Consider the following 13,635-nt stretch of genomic DNA (forward strand, 5'->3'; position numbering starts at 1 on the left):
ACCCGGGACCGGCACGGGCACTTGCGCGTTGCCTTCGCTATCTATGCACAGGCTGCCGGTCAGCGGGCCGGAGAATGCGCCAAGGCAGCCCGATACGCCGACCTCGGCGCTAGCCGTCCCCTCGCGTGATCGAAGCGGACCACAATGCTGGGCACGGTTACCGAAGTCGGCCGTATCGATCGGCGAGCTTGTCGCTCGTGGAGAGCGGGGACTTCTCGGTGGCGTCGCCGACCCCCGCATCGGTCTTCGTCTTGCGGCGTTCCCGCAGCTCCGTCCACACGAAATATCCCAGGCCCAGCGGGGCCATGATTCCGAATGCGAGCCACTGCAGCCCGTACGACAGGTAGGGACCGGCGTCGAGCTGAGGGAGCGGGATGACCCCGAGCCCACCCGGCTGATCGGCGTCGAGTTGCAGGTAGACGTCCTCGAGGTCGAGGCCTGTCACGGCCGCGATCTGCGGCGCGTCGATGAAATACACCTGCTGATAACCCGAGTCGGTGAACGGCTCCTTGCTTTCCATTGTGCCTTCGGACCTGCGGATCCGGGCATCGAGCGAGACGGTCCCGCTCGGCGCCGCCGGGATCGCGGGCACCTCACTGCCGCGCACCGGACGTACATAACCCCGATTGACGAGAACCGTCCGACCGCCCTCGAGCGCAAACGGGGTGAGAACCTCATACGCGGGCTGGGATTCGACGCTGCGCAACCGGACGAGCACATCCGAGTCGGGTAGATACGAGCCCTGCGCGACGACGCGGCCCCACTCGTCGTAGATCGCCGGACCGTCACCGTCGAGCAGTTCGGCGACAGGGACGGGATCCTGTTCCATCGACGCCGAAATCCGCGCATTCCGATCCTCGGTGTTCGCGTTCTTGTTCAGCTGCCACGGGGCGAGCATAGTGAAGCACCCATACGCGAAGCCGGCTACCACCACGGCCAGAATCAACCAGCTCGGGCGGAGGAGAAACATCAAACGGCGCACCTGCTCACAGTAGACAGCGTGGAGTGCCCTGTGTCGTCGCACCCGAATCGAACAGGCCGGGACCGGGATACCGCGTCTTCGCTCTGCCCCACACCTACTCGATCTCGCCGAGGCCACATGTGGGGACCGGTCCTTACATCAATCAGCGGCGTTCGGGTCCTGACCGTCGGGGGTGACGTGCACATCGCCAGGGCGAAGCAGTTTCAGGATCGGACGGTCGAGACCCAGCTTGGCCGCGGACTGCGTGATGGACTCGCGGAGGTAGGGGTAGACAGACATCACCCCGACGCGTTCGACGAACTCGGCGGTAACGGTGTCGGGAGCTTCGATCGGTTCGTGCAAAGTGAACACGGCCGACGCGTCGGTCAGGTATTCGCCTCCGGCGCCGGCGACGGTGGCCCGGCAGCGGATCTCGAGGATGAGTTCCTCGCGGCGCAGCGCGATCTGGATGGCCAGGGGGTTGTCCTCGCCGTCCGGGGTGCGTCGCGCGTAGGTTTCATAGAAGACGATGTCGGTGAGTTCGGCGAGCTCGAGCAGCTCGCGGGCGTCGGTGACCGTGCGAGGTTGCGGGGTAGTAGCGCTCATATGGCGAGGGCGTAGCTCGACTGGAAGCTCTCCCCAGCCCAGTGCCGGTTGGGTGCGCTGACGGAGGGGGAGTACAAGGCAGTGGCCCGTTCGCCGGACAGGGTCACGTGCCCAGCGAACGTCGCCGGGCGTGCCGGGGTCTGTGGCAGTGCAGCGTCGATGCGGGCATGATCGGCGATCGAGGGGAACATCAGGTCCTCGACGTCATGTCCGTGTCGCCGGAGCCAGGCGACGACGTCGCCCCACAACCAGACCCCGCCGCCGACCAGGTTGACCGGGGTGGGGAAAGGGTCGGACGGCATACGTTCCCCGCGCACCCAGTTGCCGACCGCCTGGCGTGAGACGTTGGCCCGGTCGGCGATGTCTTGGCGGGTGACCATGTCCGGGTAGGACCGCACCGGTGAGAGCTCACACGCGGACAGCACTGCTGCCGCGGACATGGCCGCGGTGACCGCGTCGGCACCCTCCGTCGTGACGGTGGCGAGGGTGAGGCCGCTGTGGGATTCGACCACAACGTCCAGATGCTCCTCGACCATCGCGATTCGGTCGTCGCCCGGGCCGGTGAGGTCAGGGGTCACGAAAATGAGCTCGAATTCGGTCGGGGACATGCCCTCAGCATGCGCACTTCCTCTTCTGTTGTCAATTGGCAACAGCGGTCGATCTCACTTCATCAGTTCGTGCCGATCCGGGCAGCGTGATGCGGAGCGCTTCACACGCTTGGCGGCGTTTCCCGGGTTCCTCGACGTTCCTGGCAGCGTGATGAAGTTGGCCCGGCCGTCGATGCACGGGCAGTACACCGCGTATTTGTGGCCCTGCGCCCGCAGGCGCCACCCTTTGTTCTTCACGAGGTCCTCGACCACGGCGTAGACCTCTTTGTCGAGTGAGCCCCGTGCGTCCTTGAGGCTGGCCTCGTTCCACGCCTCACTCATGCGTCGGGCTTCCTGCTGCGGCAGGGCGGTGGAGGTCGTGGGTGCGTGTTCCAGGTCTCCAGCACTCACCGAGTTCGGGGTCGATCGGAATGCCACCCTTCATGTCGTCCGGCCGCCGCGGCCAGGGCCGCGCGTTCTCGGTCGTCTTGCGCTGCGTGGACAGTGTAGGGTTCGGCGCCGTCATCGAGAGCGCGTCGGTCCGTCACGCATTCGAGGTGTCCTCTTCCTGAGTGCTGTCGGCGACGAACATGCTTTCGCAGGCTCCCCACCACGCGATACGCATCAGCTCGAGGCTCCGGGGAATCAGCGGCAACCGGCACGATTCCGTTCCAGCAGGACGACGATCGCAACAGGAGTTTGCCACTGACCGCTCCTGGTCGTGGCGGCCACCCAGCAGGGCGTGGACCGGTTCGACCTGGTGATCTGCGTGCGAAGCGCACCGCACCATGTGAACACCGATTGAAACTTTAGAAGCATCAATGGCTCACACGATTGGTGCGATGAGAACAACAACCCGAGTCGCATCGTGGAGCTGTCCAGAAGGTGACCACGGTGAGCGTCAAACCATAGCCATTGTCGACTCACTCATGACTGAAAGGCTGCTCGAGCCCCTTCCTGGAAGTCGACATAGGTTGGCGAAAAACGTCGCGGCGGGCCAAGGCCCGCCGCGACAACAGTCCTACGCGATACGCTGGTCGCCGTCGGGCGGCGTCCACTTCATGTCGACGAACTGCTTGAACTCAGCGATGAGATCGTTGTTGTTCTCATGCGCCCGACGAGTGACATCGAGGTTGGTGACTCGGCCGCGTCCCAACCCCGGCACAGTCTTCAATCGATCCTTCGGAATCTTGAGCAGCTTGCCTGTACTCAGTGGTACCGACCGCTCGAGCTGGGCATAACCCAGCACCTTCGTCTCGTAATAGCGAGAGGCAGACATCAGCAGATTCTGACGCGCCCAACCCCGGGGAACGAGAAGAAGAGGTTTGCCAGCTGCAACGGGAAGCTCGAACGCTTTGACAACCCAGCCGCGAGTTGAAGGATCCCACGCTTGGCACCCGAACGTCTCTACTCGATGCCCACCGGACGTGAACTCCGGGTATTGATCCACCATGTAGGACGTGAACTCGGCCAGCGCGTCGAAAATGATACGTGTCGTGATGTCCGATGTGATGTCCTTGTCGATGCCCTCTATGAAGAGTGGCAACTCCTCGATCTCTTTGAAAAGACCAAGCACAATGAAGGCCTTGAGGTCTTCATTGAGTGACCTCCAGATCCAGGATCCGACTTCGCTAGCGCCGCCATGGCCGCTGAACCCACTCTTTGCAAGACCCAACCGGGTTTCCCATGGCTCGGGAAACTGCTGAAGAAGCCACAGTCCGCGCCGGACGTCTCCTCGAGTGACACAATCGAGGACTTCCTCGAAGAACGTCTCTGTGCACTCGTTCGCCTTGACCGCGAAGGGATCCGCTCGCTGGTGGAGTCGAATGGCCCGTGGATCAAGGAACCACTTGTTGTCGACAGTGACATCGACATCCAGGAACGGTACGGGACCAGTGATCCCGTACGCGCTGGTGATAGGAGCCATGAGGCCCTCCTCATCAGGTAGTTGGCCCGAGGATGAGGAGTAGAGACACGCGTCCCTAGGGACTCCGCTACGCTGGAGAAGACTTGCACAGTCATCAACCGCGCCCTCGGACCGGTTACTGGCCTGGCCCCGCGCCAACGGGACCAGGCCAGAAGTCTTTTAAGAGTCGTCGCCCTCCGAATGGTTATCCATAGTGCGTTTCGAGCGGTTCCCCACGATTTCTATGCTCGGACCCTTGAGGTCTATGCAAAGCATTCCGTCTTGCTCGTATGGCTTGTATCGGCGGCTGATGGTCGTGTCAATGTCATAGAACTGCGTAAATGCAGTCGCCGACATGATGACCTGTCCTGTGTCTTTCCGTGCAGACTGAGGCCGAACCGTGTATGCGTGCGGTTGATCGGATTCACGCAACGCAATGACCTGGTTGTCCTTGTCGAACAGGAGCTCCACCGACGCGGGCTCTCCAATGAGCTTGTGTGCGGCTTTGTTGATGGAGAAGATTCCACGCTTCTGGATGGTCACACTGGGAGCTTTCGCCAGTGGGGCCATCCTCTTGTCGAACACTTCGAATCCCATTACTCCTCCTACCTTGTGTTGAGTGTACCAAACGAGGTGCATCAACTGCCTTGTTGAACGTCCAGCTGAAGTCATGATGAATTTTTTCATCGCAATTCCAAAAGTTACGGGACCGTAGGTTTGAGGTTTCAACGGTTAGGCGATGGAGCGTGACTTCGTGTATCGCCGCTGTCTGTTTGGACGCACGACGGCCGCCATCGGCGGGATGTCCACGGAACGGATCCGATAGGGCTTCTAAGTCGGCCAGGTCGCCGACCAGAGCATCGGACGCTCGATTCTGAACAAAACTCGCATCGGGCCTAGCTCTCTTCCACCTTCTGCTTGCATTTTCTGATCGCGTTCATGACAACGATTCCTGCGGCGAGAAGGTGTCCTGTAAGGCGGTCCTCTACCAGCACACCCGAAAACGGCCACGCCCCCGAATCCCGCCGCCGATCACAGCCTCGCAGGCTGTGCTGGTTAACCCTCCTGCATGTTGGTCCGGGATAGGTGACCTATGACGGACTATCGTCGCGTGGTGACCGAAATCCTCGTCGGGTATGCCCGATGCTCCACTCAAGGCCAAGATCTGCGAGCGCAGCGCACAGCGCTCAAACGCCTCGGCGTCGATCCGGACCGGATCTACACCGACAAGGGCTACACCGGCCGCAACCGCCTACGACCCGGCCTGCGCGAAGCACTGGCCGCGTGCCGTGCCGGTGACACGTTGGTCGTGGCGAAACTCGACCGGTTGGGTCGCTCCGCCGTCGATCTTCGTGCCATCGCGGACGAACTCGAAGCGAAAGGCACCCGGCTGAACATCGGTGGGTCCATCCATGACCCCACGGACCCGACCGGCAAGCTCTTCTTCGGCATGCTCGCATTGATGGCCGAGTTCGAGTCCGACCTGATCAGGGCCAGGACGAAGGAAGGAATGGCCGAAGCGAAGAAGGCCGGCCGACTCAAAGGTAAGCAGCCGAAACTCTCGGCTCTGCAACACAAGCGACTGCTCGACGACTACGAGTCCGGTCAGTACAGCGCCGCGCAGCTCTGCGAGATCAGTGGGCTCTCGAGGTCGGCGATGTACGCGGCACTACGACGAGCACGCGAAGAAGCAGGAAAGACACGGCAGCTCGAAACGGTGTGACTGCGAGAAGGCGCGGGCGGGGCACACAGTGAATCATTGTGCACTGCCCGCGATCTACTAGTTCCTGGTGCGTGATCGGATCAAATGGTGGGTGACGTTGGGAACGCTGCTTGCCGGCCTCGGGGCCGGCAAACGTATGCTCCCGCGGCCGGCGGACGGTGCCCCCTCGCCCTGGCCAGTAGCGTGCCCCGGCCCGTCTGCCGACAGCGGCGGTCCACTGATCCCAGGGGCTCCGCCCCCGGACCCCCGACCTCACTCCCAAGGTCCCCGCTTCCCGCGTGCCCCTCGCCCGGACGTCGTAAACGGCCCTACCGGACCCGCCGACCACCACGCAAGGGAAAACCCACCCTTGCCCGGCGGCCACCGCGCCCGGTCCACCAGGCCACGCCGACCGACCGAGGAACCCGCTCCCGCCTCACCCCCACACCACCCCCCGAAACACCACAAAACCGCAGGTCAAAGCCCTAAAACACTGTGACCACCATCACCAAAAAGCACCAGAAAAGCACCTATTAAACATCGAAAAAGCACCAAAACAGATGTAAACTTGAGGCGTGAACAACGCAGAGAGCAACCCCACCACCGTCAACCTCGCCCAGTTCATCGCCAGCGTGCCCGCCATGCTCGGCATGATCCCCAACAACTCACTGGTCATCGCCACACTGACCCTCACCGGACGAGTCGGCGCCATCGCCCGCGTCGACCACGACACCGCCGCCGCCATCCGCGCCGTCGACACGCTCAAGCAAACAGCCCAGGCCGACGCCGTGAGCGTCGCACTGATCAGCGCCCACCCCAACGGCGACACCGCCGAGGACACACTCCTCGCCGCCACCAAGCGCGCCCACGCACTCGGTCTCGAGGTCCCCATCGCGACCGTCCTCAGCGAGTACACCGCCGGAGAATTCTTCTTCGACTTCCCCAGCGGCACCGCCGCCCACCTCGCCGACCCCCACACGAGCGCAGTAGCCACCGCCCGCATCGTCGCCGGAAGCGCACCCATTGCAGAGAGCCGCGACGCTCTCGCCGACGAACTCACCCCCGCAGACGACACCGCCGAATTGCTCGCCCGCCAATTCGACGCCCGCCACACCCGCGCCGAGTCCCCCCAAGCCACCGACACCGAAAACCTCGACACCTACCGCGCCGCCGTCACCGACCACCGCGCACTCACCCCCACCGAGGCCATCGCCCTCGCCGTCACCCTCGCCGACAACCCCCGCGCCCGCGACGTCGCCCTCTACTTCTCCCAGCCCACCGGCGCCGACGCGATCCTCACCGCCGCCGCCCGCCACACCGCCGGATACGCACGATTCGCCGTGCTATCCATCCTCGCCACCGTCGCCTACGCGAACGGAAACGGCGCACGCGCCGCCGTCGCACTCGAAGCGATCGAGGCCGAAGTCGCCCACGAAACCCAGATCCCCAAACTCGCCCTACTCATGCGCGCCGCAGTCGACAACGTCGTGCACCCCGACAAAGTGCAAACAGTCCTCGAAGCAGGCCGTACCGTACTACCCGAATTCGGATTCACCGACGAGAACTAAACCCCCACAGAACACACGAGGCCCCGCACCGATCCGGTGCGGGGCCTCGCCCCATCAACACACCACCACGCCCGACCACCCGCACGCATGCGCATCGCCGACCTCGGGGCATCGAGCCCCTCGGCCGGCCCCTCCCGTGACACCTGCGCAGAACAGTCCACCCGGTGCCAGGCCGTCGCAACAATGCGCGCCGGTCACTGTCTCCGCGTCACAAGGATCAGGAAAGCCGATCAGATGTCCCAACCCTCCTTGGACTGCGCCACATCGACACCCGAAGACCGCCGGACGTCGAGAATCGGGATGCCCGCCACCGCAGCCTCGAGTGCTACGTCCGACACCGGCATCGCATCGAGCACCGCATCGAGCAATGCCGACTCCACCGCACTTCGCTGCATTCGAACTCCTAACGTCTGCGACCGCAACCGCCGAAACAGGCGCGGTCGACTTTCATCATCTGCGTTCGTCTGTCCCGAAGCCAGATCTCAGTCCGGGCACCCGTCTGCTGACGGTATCGACGGCTACCACAGGGTGCCTTGAGTTTCTTCGTATAACGCCGCTTCGATCGCTTGTTGGCTCCAGCCGTGCTTGAGAACGGCCTCCCGCACCGCTCTGGAACGTCGAGCACGTTCGGCGCGGTCGGCACCGAACCGCCATCGACGTCCACCGCCGCGACCTTTGCGGCCCATGTCTGACATGCTCTCCGAGGAGGTCGCCAGCACCACGTGCGCGAGGAATGGATCGCCGGTTCCTGTGTTGACGCATAGAGGATTGTCGCAACGCCGGTGCATCGCTACCTCGTTCTCTTCCAACGCCCGGTCCAGTTCGAGCGCGAGTGCGTACCGGTGCGGGCGAACGACGATCTGGTGCCCGCCGCGAGAAATCCAGAAGCGCCCGTATCCGTCATCGCCCAGAGCGCCGACCCATAGATGGCAGGAATCCGGAGCCGGTCCGTACACGACGCGACGGAAAAATCGGGTCCGCTCGATCACATCACCCGGCTCCCGCCGCACGCCGCTGCTGACCTCTATTCGCTCGCAGCCGTCGAGTCAGGGACTGGGTCCGACGACGCAGGCGCCGCACTCGAGCTCGCCTGAGTGGACGACTCCCGGTCGATACTCTGATCGGGGTCAGTCGTCTTGCCCCGGCTGACAGTCTGCGCCGTCGACGCTCCCGCGCCTTCGCCCAGCTTCACCAAACGCCGAACAGTCGCCGCATCGAGACCCGCCAGATCCGAGATCGAGGTCGACGTCTCACCCCGTTCGGCCACCTTCGCGAGCGACCTTCCTGCCGCCAGCTCCGCGGTGTGCTTGCGCTTCTCGAAATCCTCAGTGACTTTGGCGATCGCGGCATCCCGCCGCTCCTCCGCCTTGTCGATCTTCGCGAGCGCCGCCAGCGCGCGCTCGAGGTCAGTCTGATTGTCGCTGATGCGTTTGAGCATTTCGGCTCGACGCTCCGACAGCTTCGATCGCGCCCGACTCCGAGCCGAAACAACCTTCGATTCGGTGCTCATTGAATCCCCCGACCCACTCACGCGACCTACCTTCCGAAGACAACAATCTCTCAAGATCGTAACCGGGCAGGCCGACATCATCCGGTAGTGACATGCAGCGAGCGCAGCTCGCCGGATTCGCCGTATCGGAATCTCACCCCCCCGTATGCACTCATGCAGCATAGAAAGGGACACACCTCTTGCTGTTTTACAGATATTCGGGAGAGTTGCCGCCGACCAGCGTGATTCTGACGCTACGATCTTGATCGTGATGACCCTCCATGTCCTGCATGCAGCGGACGGCTACGAGTACCTGACACGTCAGGTAGCGACAGCCGATCGCGAGCGTGAACGTGGCGGAGAGCTGACCGACTACTACACCGCCCACGGCACCCCGCCCGGAGAATGGTTCGGCTCCGGACTCGACGGATTGAACGACACTCTCGACGATCTGCACGCCGACAGTCTCGGACGAATCAGCGCCGGTGATGAGGTCACCGAAGCCCAAATGAAGGCGCTCTTCGGTGAAGGACTGCACCCCGATGCCGACACCATCATCGAGGAATTGCAGCGTCGCGGAGTGCCATCAGAGGATGCGATCCGCCTCGCCCGCCTGGGTCGCAAGTTCCCCACCTTCAAGAACAATGTCGAGCTCATCACCCGGCACGCTGCCGAACTTGCGGAGTTCGTCGAGGCACACAATCGCGCCGCAACCGCAGAAGAATCGTCCGCGATCCTCGACCGGATCGCCGGAGGAATGTTCCAGGACAAGCACGGCCGCCCGGTCGCCAACGAAGCCGAACTTCGCAACTGGATCGCCCACGAGAAGGGAAAAGTTCGACACCCCGTGGCCGGACAAGATCTTGTATTTACCCCACCGAAGAGCGTATCGAGCCTGTGGGCCATCGCCCCGAACGATCTGCGTGTCGAGATCGAACGCATCGTTGACCAGACCGTAAAAGACACGCTGCTCTGGCTCGAACAGAACGCATGCTTCACCAGAGTGGGGCTCCGTAGTGAGGAGCAGATCGACGCCAACGGTTTCGTGGCCACGCTGTACAAGCACTTCGACTCCCGCGCCGGCGACCCGAACCTGCACACCCACGCGGTCGTCTCCATCAAGACGCAGGCCACCGAGGATGGAAAGTGGCGCGCAGTCGACGGGTCCACGCTCTTTCGCTTCGCCGTCTCCGCCTCACAACGTTTCAACGCCGAAGTCATGCAGCGAATGAACACCGAACTCGGCCTCGACCTCGCCACTCGACAGGTCGAACAAGGCAAGCAACCCATCGTGGAACTGGCCGCCATCCCGGCGGAAGTACTGAACATGTTCAGCTCCCGCCGCACCGCAATCGAGGCTCGCCGCGACGAACTAGTCGCCGACTACCGCGCCAAATATCAGCGAATGCCCACCGCCAAGGTGATGTACCAGCTCTACCAACAGGCCACTCTGGACACCCGAGAAGGCAAGGCCGAGCCGAAATCCCTGGCCGAAATGCGCGCCGAATGGCGCACCCGAGCCGCCGACCTGCTCGGCGGACATGCAGCTCTCGATCAACTTGTTCACGACGCACTCTCCACCGATCACGCCGCACAGCCGGAAGGCCGCAGCCTCGACAACGATGCCCGTGCGGTACTGACCAAACTCGAGTCCAAGCGGTCCCGCTGGCAGCTCCCGCACGTACTTTCCGCCGCCCAAGCGCACCTGGCCGGACAGAAGTTCCCCAGCATCGACACGTACCGCACGGCCATCGACCAGCTCACCGCGCGAGTATTGGAGCTCTCGGTCACCACTCCCCGGACGGAACTTCCCGCCACACCGAGACGACTACGCCGCCGCGACGGCGACTTCGTCCTGTCCCACCACGGCAGCCACAAGCACAGCTCCCAGACCTTGCTCGACGCCGAATCCATGATGATCTCGGCGACCAGCGAGCCCACCGTCTTCACCGCCCGAACCACCACAATCACGTCCGTCTACGAGCAGATGCGCACCGACACTGGACGCGACCTCAACGCTGGACAACGCACCCTGACCGAACACTTCCTACAATCCGGGGCGCTACTTGCCACCGGAATCGGCCCCGCAGGCACCGGAAAAACCACCAGCATGAAGGCTGTTGTCGACGCGTGGAAGGCCGAAGGACACAACGTCATCGCCCTTGCCCCCTCGGCTGTTGCAGCGGACACTCTCGGCGAAGAAGTTGGTGTTCCTGGCCTGACCCTGGCCTCGCTGACCTTCCCCTGGCGCGGACTCATCGGCAATCGTCCCGGCACCATCACCAGCCGAGTCGACATTGCACCGGGCACCATGCTGCTCGTCGACGAAGCCTCCCTCGCCTCCACCCTCGACCTCGCTGCCGTCGTCGACATCGCCAAAGAACGTGGTGCCGTCGTGCGTCTTGTCGGCGATCCCGCGCAGCTCGACGCCGTGGAAACCGGCGGCCTGCTGCGCTACCTGGCCGAGCACACCGACGCACCCCAGCTGACCACCGTCGTCCGGTTCGGCGACGACATCGCCCAGGCCGAGAACTCACTGCTGCTGCGCTCCGGCGACAGCACCGGCCTGGATCTGCTCTACGAACGCGAGCTCGTGCGCGAGGGAACACGCGAAGAAATGATCGGCCACGCAGTGCAGAACTACCTGCACGACCTCGCCGACGGAAAAGACTCCCTCGTCATGCTGCCCACCCGCGAAGACGTGCGAGCAGCGAACCTACAAGTCCAAACCGCCCGCCAGCACGACCGAACCGCCGACACCACCGTGGTGATCGAGCTGTCCGACGAGCTTCGAGCCGGTCGCGGAGACATCGTGCTCACCCGCGAGAACCGCCACGATCTGGTCCCCTCCGGCGGCAAGAAAGCCGGGGCCTTCGTCCGCAACGGCGACTTGTGGGAGGTCGTCGACGTACTACCCGACCGCGGCGCGTTGACCGTGCGCCACCTCGAACACGGCGGCGTGATCACCCTGCCGGCCGACTACATCACCAGCCGGGTCGAGCTCGGCTACGCCTCCACCGTGCACCGCGCCCAGGGCGTCACCGTCGACACCGCACACACAGTCACCACCCCCGGTATGGACTGCTCGGGTCTCTACGTCGCCGTCACCCGAGCCCGCACCGACAATCATCTCTACGTCCCCGTCGACGTCGATGTCGACCAGGACACCGAGCGTCCGCACCTGGCAGACAAGAACATCTCGACCGGCCGGATGATCCTCGAGACCATCGTGGCCACCGACAACAGCCACCGCACCGCCACCGAAGAGCTCGCCGAACAAGCCGCCCACGCGGCCGATCCGGAGCGCCTGCGCGAGGCATACCTCGCCGCGCAGCGACGCCTGCGCGACGACGCACTCGACACAGAAATGCGCCGCACTCTGCCCGAGCCGATCGTGCGCATGGTCGACGGAACGGAAGGATGGGCGCGACTACGACAGGTGCTCGCCGACGCCCACGACCACGGATACAGTGCCCGCGCCGTGCTCGGCGAAACCGTCGCCATCGGCCCGCTGCGGGGTGCGAAGGACGTCGGCGCGGTCCTGGCCCACCGTGCCCGCACCATCGTTGGACAGTTCCACGACCATCCGGCGTTGCCGCCGCTGCCGATCCGCAGTCTCCTCGACACCGATACCGAGATGTACGAGTTCGCGGTCGAATGCGCCCGCCGCTACACCGAGGCCACCGACCACGCCGCCGCCGAAGACACCGGAATCGGCGAGGTGATCCGCCGCTACCGCGACACCTCCGCGCTACTCGAAACGCAGCGAGTCCGCACCCTCACCACCACCGCATTAGGAGAAGAGATCGGCGACCGGATCGCCGAGGAAGCCTCCGCGCGCCTGCTCGCCCGCCAGTTCCACCGCGCCTCCCAGGCCGGTGTCGACCCGATCAACCTGCTGACCTGGCACCGCGAAAGACTGACCGAACAGGGCATCGACATCACCGCCGCTGCGTTGCGCTCCGACATGGCCCGCCCGTTGACCGAGCTGATTGCCCGCCGCAACGGTGAGTGGCTCGAAGCGCACCACGACATCATTGCGGAGCACCTGCCCACCCTCGCCTTGCAAACCGACGACGAGCGGGCGCACACCATCGCCGGACGTGTCGAGCACATTCACCACATCAGCGGTGCCACCGTCGACGAGATCGTCACCGACCTCGCACAACGGGCCGGAGCCACCGCCCCAGCGACCACACTGCTCGCCGAACTCGACCGCATCGCCGCCGACGGCCGCGACTTCACCCACCCCGACGCACCCGAGTGGATCGTCGCGCCCGTCTCCGACGCCGACACCATCGACGCCGACCTCGCCCAGCAGATCCGGCAGGACTACCAGACCATCACCGACCTGCACCGCGACTACCGCGACCAGCTCACCGACGACACCGCCCCGACCTGGGCACAGTCGAGCCTCGGCCTCTGCCCCGACGATCCCGAACACGCTGCCCTGTGGCGGGCGACCATCGCCGATGCCGCCGCCTACCGCAGCACCCACCACGTCACCGACGACGACACCGTCGCCGGTGGCCGGCCGGAGGACCGCCGCGCAGTGCTCGACTGGACACACGTTGAACGTCAGCGCGTACAACTACGCGAGCAGCAGGAAGATCGCGAACGTCAGCACCGTAGCCCCGATCCGCAACCGCATCTCTGGCCCGGATTCGAGCAGAGGACAGAAAGAGGCTGGCGCGCCTAGATCATGCTTCAGCAAACGTTTTGCGGTGCTAGGTTCTTCCTCGACAACTTCTACCATTGACACAGAATTCCTTTCTGAAAGCCGCCGCCTGCTCGAAAATCATAGGAATCGACACGT

At 64.0% G+C, this 13,635-nt stretch carries 12 protein-coding genes; 3 read left to right on the forward strand and 9 right to left on the reverse strand.

All coding sequences use genetic code 11. From position 1 onward, the window contains the following. Positions 1–157: 157 nt before the first annotated feature. The 6 genes from ACFWCF_RS17335 to ACFWCF_RS17360 all read right to left on the reverse strand — a co-directional run bounded on the left by ACFWCF_RS17335 (position 158) and on the right by ACFWCF_RS17360 (position 4,657). A complete protein-coding gene (locus ACFWCF_RS17335; protein ID WP_378563683.1) occupies positions 158–982 on the reverse strand; it encodes an SURF1 family protein in 825 nt (274 codons plus the stop codon). 138 nt (positions 983–1,120) lie between these two features. After that, complete coding sequence (locus ACFWCF_RS17340) at positions 1,121–1,567, reverse strand: hypothetical protein (RefSeq protein ID WP_378563686.1); 447 nt, start codon at positions 1,565–1,567, stop codon at positions 1,121–1,123. Next, the gene (locus tag ACFWCF_RS17345; protein ID WP_378563689.1) at positions 1,564–2,175 is read right to left on the reverse strand and encodes a hypothetical protein; all 612 of its coding nucleotides are present in this window, start codon (positions 2,173–2,175) and stop codon (positions 1,564–1,566) included. The genes ACFWCF_RS17340 and ACFWCF_RS17345 overlap by 4 nt, the downstream gene beginning before the upstream one ends. A 54-nt stretch (positions 2,176–2,229) precedes the next feature. Further along, positions 2,230–2,565 (reverse strand): hypothetical protein, encoded by a 336-nt coding sequence (locus ACFWCF_RS17350; RefSeq protein ID WP_378563692.1) that lies wholly within the window; start codon positions 2,563–2,565, stop codon positions 2,230–2,232. Between the two features lie 610 nt (positions 2,566–3,175). After that, the gene (locus tag ACFWCF_RS17355) at positions 3,176–4,081 is read right to left on the reverse strand and encodes a hypothetical protein (protein WP_378563695.1); all 906 of its coding nucleotides are present in this window, start codon (positions 4,079–4,081) and stop codon (positions 3,176–3,178) included. A gap of 159 nt (positions 4,082–4,240) precedes the next feature. Next, positions 4,241–4,657, reverse strand: coding sequence for a hypothetical protein (locus ACFWCF_RS17360; protein ID WP_378563698.1), 417 nt, complete (start codon positions 4,655–4,657; stop codon positions 4,241–4,243). Positions 4,658–5,174: 517 nt separating this feature from the next. On the opposite strand from ACFWCF_RS17360, the gene ACFWCF_RS17365 reads away from it, so the two are divergent. Both ACFWCF_RS17365 and ACFWCF_RS17370 read left to right on the forward strand, forming a co-directional pair. After that, positions 5,175–5,783 (forward strand): recombinase family protein, encoded by a 609-nt coding sequence (locus ACFWCF_RS17365; RefSeq protein ID WP_378563701.1) that lies wholly within the window; start codon positions 5,175–5,177, stop codon positions 5,781–5,783. 554 nt (positions 5,784–6,337) lie between these two features. Beyond that, positions 6,338–7,330, forward strand: a complete 993-nt coding sequence (locus tag ACFWCF_RS17370) for a DUF4192 domain-containing protein (protein ID WP_378563704.1) — start codon at positions 6,338–6,340, stop codon at positions 7,328–7,330. A 230-nt stretch (positions 7,331–7,560) separates the two neighbouring features. On the opposite strand, the gene ACFWCF_RS17375 is transcribed toward ACFWCF_RS17370, so the two are convergent. The 3 genes from ACFWCF_RS17375 to ACFWCF_RS17385 form a co-directional block, all read right to left on the reverse strand. Then, complete coding sequence (locus ACFWCF_RS17375; RefSeq protein ID WP_378563707.1) at positions 7,561–7,725, reverse strand: hypothetical protein; 165 nt, start codon at positions 7,723–7,725, stop codon at positions 7,561–7,563. 123 nt (positions 7,726–7,848) lie between these two features. Beyond that, entirely contained in the window at positions 7,849–8,319 is a 471-nt protein-coding gene (locus ACFWCF_RS17380; protein ID WP_378563710.1) for a hypothetical protein, read from the reverse strand. Positions 8,320–8,354: 35 nt separating this feature from the next. After that, a complete protein-coding gene (locus ACFWCF_RS17385; RefSeq protein ID WP_378563713.1) occupies positions 8,355–8,768 on the reverse strand; it encodes a hypothetical protein in 414 nt (137 codons plus the stop codon). A 322-nt stretch (positions 8,769–9,090) separates the two neighbouring features. Between ACFWCF_RS17385 and mobF the strand changes: the two genes are divergently transcribed. Beyond that, complete coding sequence (mobF, locus tag ACFWCF_RS17390; protein WP_378564067.1) at positions 9,091–13,518, forward strand: MobF family relaxase; 4,428 nt, start codon at positions 9,091–9,093, stop codon at positions 13,516–13,518. Positions 13,519–13,635: the final 117 nt, after the last annotated feature.

Origin of the sequence: Rhodococcus sp. NPDC060090, from assembly GCF_042729855.1 — a bacterium.
Taxonomy (GTDB): Bacteria; Actinomycetota; Actinomycetes; order Mycobacteriales; family Mycobacteriaceae; genus Rhodococcus.